Below are 16,380 nucleotides of genomic sequence, written 5' to 3'. Positions count from 1 at the left end.
GGAAATGGTGACGTTACTATCGCATCTCGTCCGGGGCAGCCGTACCTGTAATAGACAGGCCCGACTTCAAAACGGAGGCAACGGCACGCACCAGCCCTAGTCTGGCAATGGTCAATTCTCTGTTCTTATCGTTAACAAAACGTAATTCCGGAGATTCTTTACCTTTATTCCAGTGTCCGTGGAAGGCGCTGGCAAGATCGTAGAGGTAAAACGCAATCCTGTGCGGCTCCTGAGACAGTGCCGCCGCCTCGATGACACGCGGATATTCTGCGAGCTTGGCGACAAGCTGGAGTTCATTCGAATCAGTGATATTGCCGGCGACGGCACCGGCCAGATCGAACGTCTCGAAATCAACGCCCGGAAGCGCTTCGGCCGCCTGGCGAAAGACCGACATGCAGCGCGCATGCGCATACTGCACGTAGAAGACCGGATTATCCTTCGACTGTTCTGTCACCTTGGCAAAGTCGAAGTCGAGCGGTTCGGAACTCTTGCGGTAGAGCATCATGAACCGCACGGAATCGCGCCCGACTTCCTCGACGACATCCCGAAGCGTGACGAAATCGCCGGAACGCTTGGACATCTTCACCGGCTCGCCATCGCGATAGAGCTTGACGAGTTGGCAGAGGAGCACGGTCAGCTTGGCCGTTCCGCCCGAGACGGCGCGCGCCAGGGCTTCAAGCCGCTTGACATATCCACCGTGATCGGCGCCGAGCACGTAGATCATCTCGTTGAAGCCGCGATCGAACTTGTCCTTGAAATAGGCAACGTCCGCGGCAAAGTAAGTATAGGAACCGTCTGACTTGATCAGCGGCCGGTCGATGTCGTCGCCGACCTCGGTCGAGCGGAACAAGGTCTGCTCGCGGTCTTCCCAGTCCTCCGGCACCTGCCCCTTCGGCGGCGGCAGCGCACCCTTGTAGACGTGACCCTTGAAGGTCAGGTCATTGATGGCGTTGCGGATCGGACCGGCACCGTTGGCATGCAGCGTCCGCTCGGAAAAGAAGACATCGTGATGGACGTTGAGCGCGGCGAGATCCTCGCGGATCATGACCATCATCGCGTCGATCGTCCGGTCCTTGACGAGCGGCATCCACTTGTCTTCCGGCATGATCCGCAGGCTGGTGCCGAATTCATCCGCCAGCGCCTGGCCGACCGGAACGAGGTAGTCACCGGGATAGAGACCCGCCGGGATCTCGCCGATCTTTTCACCCAGCGCTTCGCGATATCGCAGGAAAGCGGACCGGGCGAGCGTGTCGATCTGCGAGCCGGCGTCGTTGACGTAATATTCCTTGGTCACCTCGTAACCGGCAAACTCCAAGAGGTTGGCGAGCGCGTCGCCGACGACGGCGCCGCGGCAATGGCCGACATGCATCGGACCGGTCGGATTGGCCGAGACATATTCGACATTGACCTTGCGTCCGGCGCCGACCGCACTCTTGCCGAAAGAGGTACCGTCCGCGATCATGATGGCCAGCAGGTTCTGCCAGTAGGCGATCGAGAGCTTGACGTTGATGAACCCGGGACCGGCCACGGAAACGTCCGCAACCTGCGGGTCCTCCTTCAGCTTCGCGACGATCTGGTCGGCGAGCGCGCGGGGGTTGGTACCCAGCGGCTTGGCCAGAACCATGGCGGCATTGGTTGCCACATCGCCGTGACTGGCGTCGCGCGGGGATTCCACGCTGATACGCCCGAAATCGAGTTCAGATCTCTTTTCACGCACGATATCAATCGTTTCTAGAACGTTTTTAATTCTTGATTGGAAGTCTGTGAAAAGGTTCATGTCATCCGTCCGCTCTGCTCGCCTTGGCTGCGAGACCGCGTTGTTGTCGTTCAGTGGCAGTGCGGCAGCCCGACAGCCGCCCGGCGCGGTGACTACCGCAATTCAGGGGTATGGTCAAACAAGCGCTTGTGTACGGCGATCGCATAGGTGTCGGTCATGCCGGCGATATAATCGCCGACGTGCCGGGCCTTGGCGGGCTCGGCCATGCCGGCGATCTGGTCGATCCAGTAGTGCTTCTGCATCTGTTGCGGATCGGCCATGAAGGCATGATAGAGATCGGCGACGATCGCAGCCGCATTGGCGCGCACGCGCATGACGTCGGGATGACGATATATCCTTGTCATCAGCATCTTCTTGATCTGCTGGTCCGTTTCCAACATCGCTTGCGAAAAGGTGGCGATCACCCTGCCGGCATTGCGGATATCGGCCGCGCTTTGCGGCCGCACCTCCTTGAGACCCTGCTGTGCAACGGTGATCACATCCTCCACCATCGCGGTGATCTGCCGGCGCATGATCTCATGGGTGAAGCGGCTCGCCTCCAGCCCAGGATAGCGGCCACCGACCTCCTGCATCAGGCCCGCAAGGAAGGGAATTTCCTCGAGCATCTCGAACGTCAGGTAGCCGGATCGCAATCCGTCATCGATGTCATGGGTGTTATAGGCAATGTCGTCGGCGATCGCCGCCACCTGCGCTTCGAGACTGGCGAAACTTGCCAGTTCCAGATCATGCAGGGCGCAATAATCAAGGATCGGCTGAGGAACGGGACCGCGGGTACCCTCGCCGTCCCTGGCGATCAGCGGCCCGTTATGCTTGACGAGGCCCTCCAGGCTCTCCCAGGTCAGGTTGAGCCCGTCGAACTCTGCATAGCGGCGCTCGAGCTTGGTGACGATCCGCAGGGACTGCGCATTGTGGTCGAAGCCGCCATAGGGCTTCAACATTTCGTGCAGAGCGTCCTCGCCCGTATGACCGAACGGGGTATGGCCGAAATCGTGGACGAGGGCGACGCCTTCAGCGAGGTCCTCATCCAGCTTCAGCGCCCGCGCCAGGGCACGGGCGATCTGCGCTACCTCGATCGTGTGGGTGAGCCGTGTGCGATAATGATCGCCATCGGCGGCGATGAAAACCTGGGTCTTGTGTTTCAGTCGGCGGAACGCCGTCGTATGGACGATGCGGTCACGATCGCGCTGGAAATCGGAGCGCGTCGGACTGCCGGTCTCCGGGTACAACCGCCCCCTGCTCGCCCACGGATCGGAGGCGAATATCGCGCGTTCACCGGAACCGAAACCAAGCGCATGTCTGTCCAATGTCATTTCCCACTCTGCATCCCATTGACGCGGTACTAAAGCCTTCATACCTATAGTGCGCGTTGCAGGAAAGCGCCGAGTGACTGTCGCTCCTGAGCTTGAACGAAAACAAGGCTTTGCTGCATGCGTGGACCACATTGCCGCCCGGCGTATAATACGGCGGACGGGAGTAAACAGCGAATCTCTCCGGTTCTTGACCCCGGCAGGAGGTAGATATGACAACAGAAACTGTGACCCTTTCGGACTCGGCGGCAAAACGCATCGGCGTCATCCTGAAATCCGACGCCGAAAAGAAAGCCATGCGAGTGTCCGTCGAGGGTGGCGGCTGCTCCGGCTTTTCCTACAAGTTCGATCTGGTCAGCGACGCCGACGCCGACGACCTCGTGCTCGAGAAGGGCGACGCGAAAGTGCTGATCGACAGCCTGTCGCTTGTCTATATGAACGGCGCCGAAATCGATTTCGTCGACAATCTGCTTGGCCAGTCGTTTCAGATCAAGAACCCGAATGCAGTCGCAAGCTGCGGATGCGGCACCAGTTTCTCGGTCTGAAGACGCACCAACTTCACAGGTAGGGTGAGCCAAGCCAGAATATCTTGTTGATAAGGCGGGTCAAAAGCGGCTTTGCGCTTAGGTCCGCCAGCGTCACCGGCTGAGCCTCCTTCAGCGCCGCCTGTATGCGCTGCCCGACCGCGCCGGCAAATCCCGCATCGAGGACCTCCAGGTCGATCTCGAAATTCAACCGCAGCGAACGCGGATCAAGATTCGACGAGCCGACATAGGCCCAGCGGTCATCGACCGTCATCAGCTTGGAATGGTTGAAGACGCCCGTGGACCGCCAGACACGGCATCCGCCCTTCAGCGCCTGGTCGAATTGCGCCGTCATCGCCCGGTCGACGAGCACCAAATTATTGACCGCAGGCACGATGACATCCACCTCGACGCCGCGCATCGCCGCCGTGACAAGGGCACTGATCAATTCCCTGTCGGGCAGGAAATAGGGTGACATGATGCGGATATTGCGCCTGGCAACGGAAAACGCACCCATCATCATCTTGTGGTTGGATTCATTGGCCCTGTCCGGTCCGGAAGGTACGGAGCGCATCAGTACCGAAGGCTTGCCCTGATCCTGCGCCGGCAGATCGATGCGCCATTTCTCGCCTTGTAGAGATTCTTTGCTGGCAAAGTACCAGTCCTCCGCGGCAACCTGAAAGAGATCGGCAACGACTGGCCCTGCAACACGGAAATGCGTGTCGCGCGCCTGAGCGTCGCGAGCGAACTCCGACGTGAACCCGGCCCTGATGTTCATGCCGCCGGTAAACGCAGCCGCACCGTCCACGATCAGGATTTTCCGGTGGGTGCGCAGGTTGGCGTAAGGCAACCGCAGCCCCATGATGATGTTGCCGTTGAAGACCCTGACCGTCACACTACCGGCCTGAAGATGCCCGACGATGCTCGGTACCGAGTACCGCGCTCCGACTGCATCAATCAGAACCCTGACCTCGACGCCGCGCTTGACGGCGGCGATCAACGCATCGGCAAAACGCAGACCGATGCCGTCACGATCGAAAATATAGGTTTCTAGCAGAATAGACCGGCTGGCGGTTTCGATCTGCTCCAGCATTGCCGCATAGGCAGCGTCCCCGCCGTCAAGGATTGCGATGCTGTTTCCGGTACAGAGGCGATGCCGGCTGACCCGGTCGCCCAGCATCTTCATCGCGGCGAATCGCTCACCGAACCGGTCGGAGACTGCTGCACTGGAGACGTCGAATTCCCCCATCGCATCCGGCCCGCGCTCACGGAACTGCGACCTCTGCTGCTCGATCGACGAGCGGCGAATCCGGTTGATGCCGGCGATCGCATAGACCAGGGCGCCGAGTATCGGAGACAAAAGGATGATGCCGACCCAGCCGAGCGCGGAACGTACCTCCTCCTTGGTCATCGTTGCATGAATCGCCGCCGGCACGCCAAGAATGACGGAAAGCACCGCCAGAACATGCGGCCAGTAGGAGACGAGCACATCGATCATGCGCCGGACTATAGCGGGCCAAAGCCAGGAAGCAATTCATGCTCCACGCCGGATTTGTCAAAAAAACCCAGCGCCGCTAAAAGGATGGCGCGCCATGCACAAGTCAAAAAGGATGCCGACCATATGAAAATCGCGACCTGGAACATCAACGGCGTCAGGGCCCGCATCGACGTCCTTGTAGCCTGGCTGAAGGAATCACAGCCCGATATCGTCTGCCTCCAGGAGATCAAGACAGTGGATGAGGGATTTCCACGCCTGGAAATCGAAGCGCTTGGCTATCATGTTGAGACGCATGGCCAGAAGGGCTTCAACGGCGTCGCCATCCTGTCGAAAATACGGCCGGATGAAATCAACCGCGGGCTGCCCGGCGACGATGCAGACGATCAGTCGCGCTTCATCGAGGGGGTCTTTTCCGTCAACGGTGGCGCGATCCGTGTCTGCTCGCTCTATCTGCCGAACGGCAATCCGATCGGAACCGAAAAATTTCTTTATAAATTGTCCTGGATGGATCGCCTCAGCGCCTTTGCCGAAAGTCGCCTTGCGCTGGAAGAGCCGCTCATTCTCGCAGGCGATTACAATGTCATTGCCGAGCCGCACGACTGCTGGGACGTCAAGGTCTGGCAGAACGACGCACTGTTTCAGCCGCAGACCCGCCAGGCGTTTCGCCGCCTGGAAAATCTCGGTTTTACTGACGCTGTCCGGGCGACGACGGACGCAGCGCCGCTCTATACCTTCTGGGATTATCAGGCCGGATGCTGGCAGAAGAATTTCGGAATCCGCATCGATCACCTGATGTTGTCGCCCGAGGCGACCGACAGGCTGGTTTCGACGGACATCGAAAAGCATGTGCGCGCCTGGGAAAAGCCGTCGGACCATGTGCCGGTCGCGGCGCGGTTCAACTTTGCAGTCTGAGTTGGTTATCGCCGCTCAATCGCTGTCGACATGAATGCTGTGCGACATGGCGATCGCCGCGCGGCGATCGTCTTCACTGGCGAGTGAAAAGGCCTGCTCCTGAAGGGTTTGAAGCCAAGGCCGATCCTTCGGCGAACACTGGTCGAGCGCGGCGGTCATATAAGCCAGTCCGCGTGCCGTCTGGCCTTCCTGGAAAATCACATTGCCGAAAACGCCCATGGCGCCGGCATGGCCGTTCTTGCGGGCGCGATTCAGCCATTTCTTGGCCTGCTGGACATTAACGCTGCCGCCATCACCGGCAAGGAGCATCTTTGCCAGTTGGAACTGCGCCTCGGCCACACCGAAGGTCGAGGCAGCCTGGAAATAAAGCTGGCGGGCCTGACTGAGATCGCTCTTGATCGGGCTGTCCGGTATGCCACGACGATAGTAACCGGCAAGCGAAATCAGCGCGTTGACGAAATAGCCCGTATCCTCAGATCCCGGTTCGACACCCTTTTCGGCAATTTCGCTGTAGATCTTGAACGCTTCGAGGTCATTCTCCGCCACGCCGTCACCATAGGCATACATGTTGGCCAAGGCCCAGCGGGAGCCGGTGTGACCTTTTTCGGCGGCATAACGATAGGCCTCGACTGCCTCGTCCTTGCGGCCGTTCTTGTAAGCGGAGAAACCGAATTTGAAGAGTGCGAACGGACCAGATTCCTTGGTGACACCTGCATTCGGATCAAAAGCGCAGGCCGCGCGGCCTTGTGCGGTCAGCGCGAGCGCAACACTAAAAACAAGAAACGTCAACGACCGGTAACCGCGTATCAGCATGGTAGTCTATATCTTCCGTTCAATCCCAAGAGCTGGCCAAAGCCAGTCCGAACGAGATCCCTGTCGCCAACGCCACGACAGACGGCAGCATTTCGCCCATTGCCAATCTGTCGATTCATTCCGGCAGTTTCCCAACTGTAGTCAGCGTTTCCGGCAAGAGTACGGCTTGCCCTCGCAACCTTGAGGCGCTCGCACCGACACGCCCGTCGAACGACCTGAGAGCCGTGTCGAAGCCATGTAACGTCGCGGGAAGCCTGGAATTTTTCGAAAACGCGATGACTCATCTTACCTCAAACGCCGCATGCTCAAAACTTCTTTGCAGGTTTGTCAAGGTCATCGGTGCTCCCAGTTTGTGGCGGGAAATAGACGCAAATCCCCCCTCTCCAGACCGCCACAGACTATAGAAAGAATGTGTTGCTGAATCGTCACAATTCTCAGCACGGCAAGTCGAGAAAATTTTGATCAGGTCACTGAATTCTTTGAACCCGCACTGCCACAAGGAAGGGAAACTATCGGCGGCTCGTAACGCGGCAATGTGAGGAGCAGAGGAAAGGCTGGCTGCCGCTGACGGCAAACTGGAAAACAATGCGGCCCGATGCGAACACCGGGCCTGCCTATTTGCTGACTTGTCTGTTGCTGGATCAGAACTTGATCCTGAGCGACGTGGAGACGGCACTGACGATGTCGGTATCGAAATCGTAGGTCACGTCGTCGCCCACCACGACACCATCGACCGTTTGTGGTCCCGAGCTTCCACTGGTCAGGATACCTATAGCGCCGGCAAGCCGCAACTCGACATTTTCCGTCGGGAGATAGGATACACCCGTTCCGAGCGTCCATGTGTCCGTCTGGTTGCCGAAACCGTGGCTTGTGCCCCGATCCCAGGTCAGGCTGACGGCTCCACTCCACTGATCGTTGAATTTGTGGCCAACACCACCCGAAACCGTCCAGCCGTCACGATAAAGCAGGTCAAGCGTGGTGGGCAGGTTACGTGGATCGAGCGTGCTGTTCGGGGTAACGTTGATGATCTGAAGCTGGCTCCAGTCCGTCCACTTGACCGAGCCGAAGACCAGCCAGCCGGGCGCAACCCCAGTCTGGACCTTAAGCTCCAGCGAATCCGGCATCGAAGCAAAGCTCGACACATCATATTTTGTCCCGGGAACGAAACCTCCGGCACCATTCGGAAGAAGCACATGGCTTAGATCGATAGTACCCTCGAGGTTATCGAGATCAACAGCACTGTTGTAGACGAGACTTGCGCGAAACGCATATTCCGGAATTTCATACGCCACGCCCGTGCGCCAACCCCAGCCATTTCCGTCAAGGTCTAGCCGGCCGACGCCATCGAATCCCGGCGCCAGAACAGGCGTCACAAGTCGTTCTTTGAAGCCACCGACTTCTTGGTAGAAGCCGCCGCCGATCACGCGAAACTGGCCTTTTCCCATATCCCACTTATAGGAACAGGTCGCAGCGTAGTTATCGCTTTCGATCTTCGTTTCGATATTGTCGTTTGCGCCCATCCAGTTCGCGCCCGGATTGGTATGCGCACCCCAGGGCTGCGAATAATCGGCCATGCAGTCGATACTGTCGCCAAAGCCAGCTTTAACGCCGACCCGCGGAACCCAATAGCCTTCCGTATCGCTGACGCCATTTGTTGCACCGCCACCGATGCCATTGGATCCGATGCCGTTGGTTGGATCGATATCAACGACATTGTTAAGTTCGCGCTGCGGGTTGACGTAGGTTGCAGCAGCCTCAGCAGCGTAGGTCGACGGATCGAACAACAGATCGATATTGTAGCCGCCACGCTCGAGACCACCGGCGCTCGCCGCCGTTGTGCTGAGCAAGACGACAACCGCCGCCGTCACAGCCGCGTTGATTTTGTTGTGAGCCATCCGTTCCTCCCCTGAACACAAATCAGTAGCCGGCGCGCACGCCAACCGCTCGAAAACGAGTATCGGCTGCGGACCGTTAATGGCAAATACCCGGATTTGGCGGGCAGAAGGCTGGGAATTATAAAAAATTTACGTAAGAAAATCTGAAACGCGGAAAACCTCAAAAAAATCAGGATAAAATTTCTCCGGATTTGCAGTACCCGACGTTTTTTGGAAGAATTTTTCGTAAATGTAACCCAGTGTCACATCGACACAACAATGCCGCTTTTTGACTCGTGATTAGGAAATGTGTGCCGTTAGCCGTCGCGACAAGGGCATCATCGCGCATTTTGCCTCGCGGAAGAGAATCAGACGATCGTGAAAAAGGCGGCAAAAGCCGCCTTTTCGATCCAATCAAGCCCTTGTTGCCATGATCGTCAGCTGGCGTCCGATACACGTGTCAGCGCCACACCAAGCGACGCCTTCTGCCCATCGAGCTCAGCCAGACGCTCTCGCTCCGCCTCAACGACATCGGGTCGAGCGTTGGCGACAAATTTTTCGTTCGACAGCTTGCCAAGGATGCGTTCGCGTTCCTGATCAACTTTGGCGATCGCCTTTTCAAGCCGGGACTTCTCGGCAGCAAGGTCGATGAGGCTGCCGAGCGGCAGGCAGACCGTCGCCTCGCCGACAACGATCTGGGCGCTGCCCTTCGGCGCCGTTGCCCCAAGGTCGATTGCGTCAACGCGCGCAAGCCGGCGGATCGCAGCCGCATGGCTCTGCAGGCGCTCCCTGGTCGAAAAGCTGGCTCCGACGACGACGAGGGGAGCAATCGCGGCCGGCGGGACGTTCATCTCCGAGCGCACCGAACGGATGCCCGATACCAGGTCGATCAGCCAGTTGATTTCGCCTGCCGCAGCATCATCCGCGTAGGAGGCGGCCGGCCATTCGGCATGGCAAAGAAGTCCCTCGCGCGCCTTGCCCTCACCTGCGGTCTGCGCCCAAAGCTCCTCGGTCATGAACGGCATGAACGGATGCAGGAGCTTGTACGTCTCGTCGAGGACATAGGCGACGCAGGCCTGCGATTCCGCCTTTGCCGCCTCGTCCTCCCCGCCAAAGACGGGTTTCAGCAGCTCGAGATACCAGTCGCAGAACTGGTTCCAGACGAAGCGGTAGAGGGTGCCCGCCGCCTCGTTGAAACGGTAGCTCTCGATCGCCTCGGTGACATCGCGAATGGTGCGTGACAGTTCGGTCAGGATCCAGCGGTTGATCGTCAGGGAGCAGGTTTCCGGAACGAACTTCGGATCGTTGGCAACGCCGTTCATGCCGGCAAAGCGCGTCGCGTTCCAGAGCTTGGTGCCGAAATTGCGATAGCCGGCGATGCGGGCCGGATCGAGCTTCACGTCGCGGCCCTGCGCCGCCATGATCGCCAGCGTGAAGCGCAGCGCGTCCGCGCCGTATTCGTCGATGAGCTCCAACGGATCGATGACGTTGCCCTTGGACTTCGACATCTTCTGGCCGTTCTTGTCTCGGACCAGCGCATGCACATAGACGGTGTGGAAAGGCTCGACCGGGGTACCGTCCTTATCCTTCATGAAATGCAAGCCCATCATCATCATGCGGGCGACCCAGAAGAAGATGATGTCGAAGCCCGTCACCAGGACGTCGGTCTGATAGTATTTGTCGAGTTCGGGGGTCTTATCGGGCCAGCCGAGCGTCGAGAAAGGCCAGAGCGCCGACGAGAACCAGGTGTCGAGCACATCCTCATCCCGGGTGAGAATTTCGCCTGGACGGAAGTTCTCGAGCAGATCCTCGACATAGGCTTTCATCGGGCCTTCATGCGAGAGATAATGCTGGATGGCGGCATGCAGCGCTTCTTCCTCTGTCTTTTCGACGAAGACCTGTCCGTCCGGTCCGTACCAGGCCGGAATCTGGTGACCCCACCAGAGCTGACGGGAAACGCACCAGGGCTGGATGTTTTCCATCCATTCGAAATAGGTCTTTTCCCAGTTCTTCGGGACGAAGTTCGTGCGGCCTTCGCGTACCGACGCGATCGCGGGCTTGGCGAGGGTCTTGGCATCGACATACCATTGCTCCGTCAGTCGCGGCTCGATCGGAACGCCGCCGCGGTCGCCATGCGGGATCGTATGCTTGTGCGGCTCGATCTTGTCGAGCAGGCCGCGCTCTTCGAACATCGCAACGATCATTTTGCGCGCAGCGAAGCGCTCGACCCCGTCAAGCTTGGATATGAGGGCTTCCAGATCATGGCCCGACGGCAATTCGTGGAGGAAATCCTCATTGCCAGCCAGCGTCAGGTGACCATCAATGGTCAGAATGTTGACCTGCCGGAGGTGGTGGCGCCTGCCGACATCGAAGTCGTTGAAGTCATGCGCCGGCGTCATCTTGACCGCACCGGTGCCCGCCGTCGGGTCCGGATATTCGTCGGCAACGATCGGAATTCGCCGTCCGATGAGCGGCAGAACGACATGCTTGCCGATAATGGACTTGTAGCGCTCGTCGCTCGGATGGACCGCAACGCCGGTATCGCCGAGCATGGTTTCCGGCCGTGTCGTCGCGACGACCAGATAGTCGCGCGCTTCCCAATCGGTCGGATTGCCATCCTCGTCAAAGGCAATGGGATGCTGGTAAGTGACGCCGTCTTCCAGCGGGTAGCGCAAGTGCCAGAGGCTGCCAGTCACCTCGACCTGCTCGACCTCCAGGTCGGAAATCGCCGTCAGAAGCTTCGGATCCCAATTGACCAGCCGCTTGTCCTTGTAGATCAGGCCGTCCTTGTAGAGAGAGACGAAGACTTCGAGAACAGCCTTCGACAGGCCCTCGTCCATGGTGAAGCGTTCGCGAGACCAGTCGCAAGAGGCGCCGAGCCGCTTCAGCTGGTTGAAGATCAGACCGCCGGATTCGGCCTTCCATTCCCAGACCTTGTCGATAAAGGCGTCGCGGCCCATTTCGCGGCGGTGCTGTTGCCGTTCCATCAGCTGCCGCTCGACGACCATCTGGGTGGCGATGCCGGCATGATCCATGCCCGGCTGCCAGAGCACATCCTTGCCACGCATGCGCTCGAAGCGCACCATGATGTCCTGCAGCGTATTGTTCAGCGCGTGGCCCATGTGCAGCGAGCCGGTGACGTTCGGCGGCGGAATGACGATGCAGAAAGTCTCGGCACCCGGTTTTGCACCCGCGCCGGCGCGGAAGGCGTCCTCGTCATCCCAGATCTTGGCGATGCGGGGTTCGACAGCGGCGGAATCATAGGTTTTTTCAAGCATTCTGAAGCCAAACTTGCTGATTGATATGGGTGGTTTGTAAATCCGAACGAGGCATTGGTGTCAACAATAACAGCAAAAAAGCCGCCAGTGCGATTGCTGGCGGCTTGGCGTCGGAAACTTTCTCAGTTTTAGCGCCGCGGACCGCGCGCGACGCGCTCGATTTCTTCACGCACGAGACGCTCCACGAGCGTCGGCAAGTTGTCGTCCAGCCATTCCTGCAGCATCGGCCGCAGCATATCCTCGGCGATCTCGTCAAAGGAACGCCGGGCGCTGCTATCGATCGCGAGGGCCAGATCCCCAAAGGACCGGGCGACCTGTTCGCCGACGGCCGGTGAAACAAGGGCGGCAACCTCCCTTTCAGCGACAACGGCAGGCGGATGGCTTTGCGCGGTGGGCTCCGAGATGCTTGGCGATTGCGCTTCATCCCGCTTTTCTTCGGCGGCTGCCGCGGGCTGCTGGGAAACCACGGCAGGCGTCACCGCGGCAGTTTCCACGTGCGGCGCGCCGTTTGCCGGCTGGGATGCAGCAACCGGCGCCATACGTGACGTAACCAGCGGGCTGTCCGATTTTACCGCTGCATTGCCTGCAGCCTCCGGCGCCCGAAGCGGAGCGGCATGCCGCTCGGATGCAGCCCGCACGCGCGCTGCGACATCGGCGAGAGATTGCGGTGGTGTCCCGGCGGAAACACCAGGCATCGCACTGCCCCTCTGTGGCTCCTGCGGTGGATGCTCCGCGGGCACAGAAGGCCGTTGCACCCCCGCCTCGAATTCCGCAACCAGCACTCCGTCGTCGATCGTCAGGTGCACGTCTTCGAAACTGTCGTCGTCATAGGTGACGTCGGAGCGATAGTCTTCGCTGGAGGCGGGACCGAGGTCATTGGCGGGAAACCCGGGTATGCCCGGTTCATTGCTTTCGATGATCTTTCGAATGGAGGCGAGAATCTCGTCCATCGAAGGTTCACGCGCTACATTGGGTTGTGCCATGATCTTCCCCGTGTTCTGCGGTCGCGTTTGATCGAAACATTGCCGCTCAGTCGTTGACGCGGACTGTATGCGAGTCCGGCGCCGAAAAAAACGACGCGAATCATCAAGTTGGATTCTTGCACAGATTTGTTCGTGACGGCACCCACTGCCCTTAAACGGGAAAGCCGCGCGTCCATTGCTGGCGCACGGCTTTCGCGAAATTCACTGGCCGAGTGAGGCGCGCGGGTCAGCGACCATCGACGGTTCGCAATCCGAACCACTTGTCCTTCACGGCCTCGTAATGTTCCTCCGCACGATATTCGGCAACCTGGAGGCCCTGGCTCTTGACGGTCAGCCGTCCCATTGCGGCCAGAAGGGAATAGCTGGCTACAACGGCATTGCGCTGCGACGATACCAGGCTCTCCTCTGCGGACAGCACGGTCTGCTGGGCGTCAAGCACGTCGAGCGTCGTACGCTGGCCCACCTTGCGCTCTTCGATGACGCCTTCCAGCGCCATGTTTGCAGCACTCACCTGCGCGCGGTTGGCTGAAATGTTTGCCAGTGCGGCCTCGAGCTGTGCATGCGCGCTGACGATTGTCTGCTGAACGTCCGCACGGGCGGAATCGACGAGGATACGCTGTTGACCCAGTCGCTCCTTGGCCTGGCGGATCTGACCATATTCCGCCCCACCCTGGTAGAGCGGGATCTCGAGCCGTGCGGTGACGCTGGCTGTCGTGCTGTCAAGACTCGAGCCGGGCTCGTTGCCAGTGTTGCGCGTGAGAGCCCCTTGAACGACGACCCCCGGCAACATCGTGCCTTCGGCAGATTTCACCCTGTAACCCGCCGCATCGACCTCATACTGGGCAGCAGCGATGGACGGATTCTCGCGCAGACCGGTGGCAACCGCCTGGTCCAGGTTTTTCGGCAGGCCCTTCGACGCGGGCGACGGCTGCTTGATTCCCTTCGGCGCATCGCCCACGATCTGTACATAAACCGCTTCGCTTTCCTTCAGCTGGGCCACCGCGTTAACGAGCAGCGCCTGCGCATTGGCCAGTTCGGCTTGCGCCTGGCTGACGTCCGTTCGCGTCCCCTCGCCGACACTCAGCCGCGCCTCGGCGGCATTCAACTGTTCCTTGAGGAAGGCCAGATTCTGCTTGCGGATCGACACGATCCGCTGATCACGCGCGATATTCGCGTAGGATTCCGCGGCCGCCAGCAGGATGGATATCTCGTTGGCCTTGAGCGTTTCGCGGCTGGAGTAGACCGTCGCTTCGGCCGCCCTGACGTTGTTCAAGGTCTGAAAGCCATCGAACACCTGTTGGGTAATGGTGATTCCGGCCGAGCCGTCATGAAAGTCCAGAGGCCGCGGGATGAATTCCTGATCAAGCCGCGTCAATGTTCCGGTGGCCGTTGCCGATACGCGCGGCCGATAGCCGGACTTGGCGATCGGCACGCCTTCATCGGTGGCGCGAAGCCCGGCACGAACGGCATTGAGATCCGGGTTGTTCTGATAGGCCTTCTCCATCGCGCCATAGATGGTTTCAGCGGAAACGGCATACGGCAGGAGCGACAAGGCGGTGGACAGGGCTGCTGCCGCAGCTGTTCTAAGGAAAATCGACAAAATCTCTACTCCGGTAGGAAAGCCGGTGCTCCAGCCCTTCCCAGTTTGGCAAAGCGACGGCATCCGGACTGCCCGGAAGCCTAACGTCCTGCATTCGACCGACGGAGGCTTCCACAAGCGACCGATTACCCCCGCTCTTATCATCCCAGAGGAACTTTTAGAAACCCCTAATTTGATATCGACAACCGCAGCCTCCCTCTCCAACGGTCCAGATTGAAGAGAAAACGGACATCACGCTGTCGCACGTGCAATTTGCGGACTCACAATCAAATGTTGAGGCCCCTCATCAAGAGGCTATCAAAAGACGAATTCGCGAGCAAGCCGGAAGCCTGGTAATGGCTTCACGGCAGTATTGAAGGCCAGGCGCTCCGAGGTGATGCCGTTTTCATGGAGGCAGACTTTGGCTCGAGAGGCGTTGCCGGACCCGACCACGGCGACAAGGCGGCCGCCGTCACTCAACTGCGCAAAGAGGGAATCAGGGACGGTCTCGACCGCGCCGTGGACGAAGATCACGTCATATGGCGCGGCGGCCGCATGGCCCTTTTCAAGATCACCGGTGACCACAGAGACGTTCGAGTAGCCGAGACGCGCAAGCGTTTCGGTCGCCTCGGAGGCAAGCACGGCATCGCTTTCGAGCGCCACGACCGACGCGGCGAGCGTCGAAAGGATCGCCGACGCGTAACCCGTGCCACAGCCGATTTCAAGAACCTTGTCGGTCTTGGTAACCGAAGCCAGTTGCAGTAGCTTTGCCAGCGGCGATGGTTCCATCAGGTAGCGCCGTTCGGACGCATCGCTTGCCGTCAGCTCGATGTCTGTGTCGATATAGGCGAGCGGCTTCATCGCGGCAGGTACGAACTCTTCCCGCGGGACCGATAGAAATGCCGAGAGAACGGCATGCGACGTCACGTCCGTGGTGCGGATCTGGTTATCGACCATCTTGATGCGTGCTGCTTCGAAATTCATCCTGCCTGCCCTCATGATCCGGATCGTCTCCGGCGTTTGCGTGCTCTTTGCCCGCGCAGATAAAACAACCGGCAGCGCTCAGGCGACCGGGCTTGGTCACGCTCATAAATCCGCGCCCCCGCCGTTTCAAGCTATGGAACGCAGTTCTTGCAAAAAAGCAAGCTTGGCGAAAGCGGGCAGTCGTAATCTGACATCCCGGCAAGAGGGAAAATGTGACGATTCCTGATATGCATGCGAACCAAGGGGACTGGATAGAGTGCAGGCGAATTCTAGAAGGAAATACAGGCCCAATACAAAGCTTGGGTTTGTTTCAGTCGCTTTGCTTTCTTCTTTCGTAATGCATCACGATGGAGTCGCCGCCGACGCGGCTTTCGACGAGCTGCGTTTTGGAACCAGCGCCTCGATCAATGGGAGCGGCACGCACGAATCCGGCATCTTTCCCTCCGCCACAATCTTCTTTGATCCCCTGTCGAGTGTTGCCGCGGTGACGTGGCAACAATCCGTCCAGGAGCCGAGGATCTATCTCGGTGCTTCGGTTGGAACCGGTGACGGCGTCGATCAGGTCTATGGCGGCTTCGCCTGGACCGCAAATGTCACCGACAAGCTCTTTGTCGAACTCGGTCTCGGCGGCGCGGTGAATAACGGCGACTTGAATGACGACGGCACGAAGGGGCCGAAACTCGGCTGCCGCTTTCTGTTTCGGGAACAACTCGCCGTCGGTTACCGGATAACGGACAACTGGCAGGTTTTGGCCACCGCGGACCATTCGTCGAATGCCAATCTCTGCGACGGGTCGAATGATGGCCTCAGCCATGCCGGTCTTGCGATCGGTTATAAATTCTAGGCACGAC

General features: G+C 59.3%; 12 protein-coding genes. 3 read left to right on the top strand and 9 right to left on the bottom strand.

Translation table 11 applies throughout. The features are described from left to right. Positions 1–16: 16 nt before the first annotated feature. Entirely contained in the window at positions 17–1,777 is a 1,761-nt protein-coding gene (gene argS, locus JNB71_RS00920) for an arginine--tRNA ligase (RefSeq protein ID WP_220369991.1), read from the bottom strand. A gap of 92 nt (positions 1,778–1,869) precedes the next feature. Next, on the bottom strand, positions 1,870–3,087 hold the full coding sequence (locus JNB71_RS00915) for a deoxyguanosinetriphosphate triphosphohydrolase (RefSeq protein ID WP_220369990.1): 1,218 nt from the start codon (positions 3,085–3,087) through the stop codon (positions 1,870–1,872). A 209-nt stretch (positions 3,088–3,296) separates the two neighbouring features. Here JNB71_RS00915 and erpA point away from each other — a divergent pair, with 209 nt between their 5' ends. Continuing rightward, a complete protein-coding gene (erpA, locus tag JNB71_RS00910; protein ID WP_220369989.1) occupies positions 3,297–3,629 on the top strand; it encodes an iron-sulfur cluster insertion protein ErpA in 333 nt (110 codons plus the stop codon). Positions 3,630–3,642: 13 nt separating this feature from the next. Here the strand turns inward: erpA and JNB71_RS00905 are convergent, their stop codons facing one another. Further along, positions 3,643–5,106: a phospholipase D-like domain-containing protein gene (locus JNB71_RS00905; protein WP_220369988.1), complete on the bottom strand. Its 1,464-nt coding sequence runs from the start codon at positions 5,104–5,106 to the stop codon at positions 3,643–3,645. A gap of 123 nt (positions 5,107–5,229) precedes the next feature. Here JNB71_RS00905 and xth point away from each other — a divergent pair, with 123 nt between their 5' ends. Further along, complete coding sequence (xth, locus tag JNB71_RS00900; RefSeq protein ID WP_220369987.1) at positions 5,230–6,018, top strand: exodeoxyribonuclease III; 789 nt, start codon at positions 5,230–5,232, stop codon at positions 6,016–6,018. Positions 6,019–6,033: 15 nt separating this feature from the next. Here xth and exoR read toward each other — a convergent pair whose 3' ends face one another. The 6 genes from exoR to JNB71_RS00870 all read right to left on the bottom strand — a co-directional run bounded on the left by exoR (position 6,034) and on the right by JNB71_RS00870 (position 15,529). Further along, positions 6,034–6,831, bottom strand: a complete 798-nt coding sequence (exoR, locus tag JNB71_RS00895; RefSeq protein ID WP_220369986.1) for an exopolysaccharide production regulator ExoR — start codon at positions 6,829–6,831, stop codon at positions 6,034–6,036. A 641-nt stretch (positions 6,832–7,472) separates the two neighbouring features. Further along, on the bottom strand, positions 7,473–8,726 hold the full coding sequence (locus JNB71_RS00890) for an OmpP1/FadL family transporter (RefSeq protein ID WP_220369985.1): 1,254 nt from the start codon (positions 8,724–8,726) through the stop codon (positions 7,473–7,475). Between the two features lie 416 nt (positions 8,727–9,142). Then, positions 9,143–11,983, bottom strand: coding sequence for a valine--tRNA ligase (locus JNB71_RS00885; protein ID WP_220369984.1), 2,841 nt, complete (start codon positions 11,981–11,983; stop codon positions 9,143–9,145). Between the two features lie 128 nt (positions 11,984–12,111). Beyond that, positions 12,112–12,966: a PopZ family protein gene (locus tag JNB71_RS00880; protein ID WP_220369983.1), complete on the bottom strand. Its 855-nt coding sequence runs from the start codon at positions 12,964–12,966 to the stop codon at positions 12,112–12,114. Positions 12,967–13,192: 226 nt separating this feature from the next. Then, positions 13,193–14,566 carry a TolC family outer membrane protein gene (locus JNB71_RS00875; protein ID WP_431027829.1) on the bottom strand — a complete coding sequence of 458 codons (1,374 nt, stop codon included), beginning with the start codon at positions 14,564–14,566 and terminating at the stop codon, positions 13,193–13,195. Between the two features lie 297 nt (positions 14,567–14,863). Beyond that, on the bottom strand, positions 14,864–15,529 hold the full coding sequence (locus JNB71_RS00870) for a protein-L-isoaspartate O-methyltransferase family protein (protein WP_220371105.1): 666 nt from the start codon (positions 15,527–15,529) through the stop codon (positions 14,864–14,866). 337 nt (positions 15,530–15,866) lie between these two features. Here JNB71_RS00870 and JNB71_RS00865 point away from each other — a divergent pair, with 337 nt between their 5' ends. Continuing rightward, positions 15,867–16,373 (top strand): acyloxyacyl hydrolase, encoded by a 507-nt coding sequence (locus tag JNB71_RS00865; RefSeq protein WP_220369982.1) that lies wholly within the window; start codon positions 15,867–15,869, stop codon positions 16,371–16,373. The last annotated feature ends 7 nt before the right edge of the window (positions 16,374–16,380 follow it).

It is taken from the genome of Rhizobium herbae (genome assembly GCF_019511375.1).
GTDB lineage: Bacteria > Pseudomonadota > Alphaproteobacteria > Rhizobiales > Rhizobiaceae > Pararhizobium > Pararhizobium herbae_A.
The sequence above is the reverse complement of the archived record's forward strand: the minus strand, read 5'-3'. Positions and strand labels throughout refer to the sequence as shown.

Excerpts from the sequence above, each read along its gene's own strand:
- argS (WP_220369991.1), bottom strand. The coding sequence starts at position 1,777 with ATGAACCTTTTCACAGACTTCCAATCAAGAATTAAAAACGTTCTAGAA.
- JNB71_RS00915 (WP_220369990.1), bottom strand. The coding sequence starts at position 3,087 with ATGACATTGGACAGACATGCGCTTGGTTTCGGTTCCGGTGAACGCGCG.
- erpA (WP_220369989.1), top strand. The coding sequence starts at position 3,297 with ATGACAACAGAAACTGTGACCCTTTCGGACTCGGCGGCAAAACGCATC.
- JNB71_RS00905 (WP_220369988.1), bottom strand. The coding sequence starts at position 5,106 with ATGATCGATGTGCTCGTCTCCTACTGGCCGCATGTTCTGGCGGTGCTT.
- xth (WP_220369987.1), top strand. The coding sequence starts at position 5,230 with ATGAAAATCGCGACCTGGAACATCAACGGCGTCAGGGCCCGCATCGAC.
- exoR (WP_220369986.1), bottom strand. The coding sequence starts at position 6,831 with ATGCTGATACGCGGTTACCGGTCGTTGACGTTTCTTGTTTTTAGTGTT.
- JNB71_RS00890 (WP_220369985.1), bottom strand. The coding sequence starts at position 8,726 with ATGGCTCACAACAAAATCAACGCGGCTGTGACGGCGGCGGTTGTCGTC.
- JNB71_RS00885 (WP_220369984.1), bottom strand. The coding sequence starts at position 11,983 with ATGCTTGAAAAAACCTATGATTCCGCCGCTGTCGAACCCCGCATCGCC.
- JNB71_RS00880 (WP_220369983.1), bottom strand. The coding sequence starts at position 12,966 with ATGGCACAACCCAATGTAGCGCGTGAACCTTCGATGGACGAGATTCTC.
- JNB71_RS00870 (WP_220371105.1), bottom strand. The coding sequence starts at position 15,529 with ATGAATTTCGAAGCAGCACGCATCAAGATGGTCGATAACCAGATCCGC.
- JNB71_RS00865 (WP_220369982.1), top strand. The coding sequence starts at position 15,867 with ATGCATCACGATGGAGTCGCCGCCGACGCGGCTTTCGACGAGCTGCGT.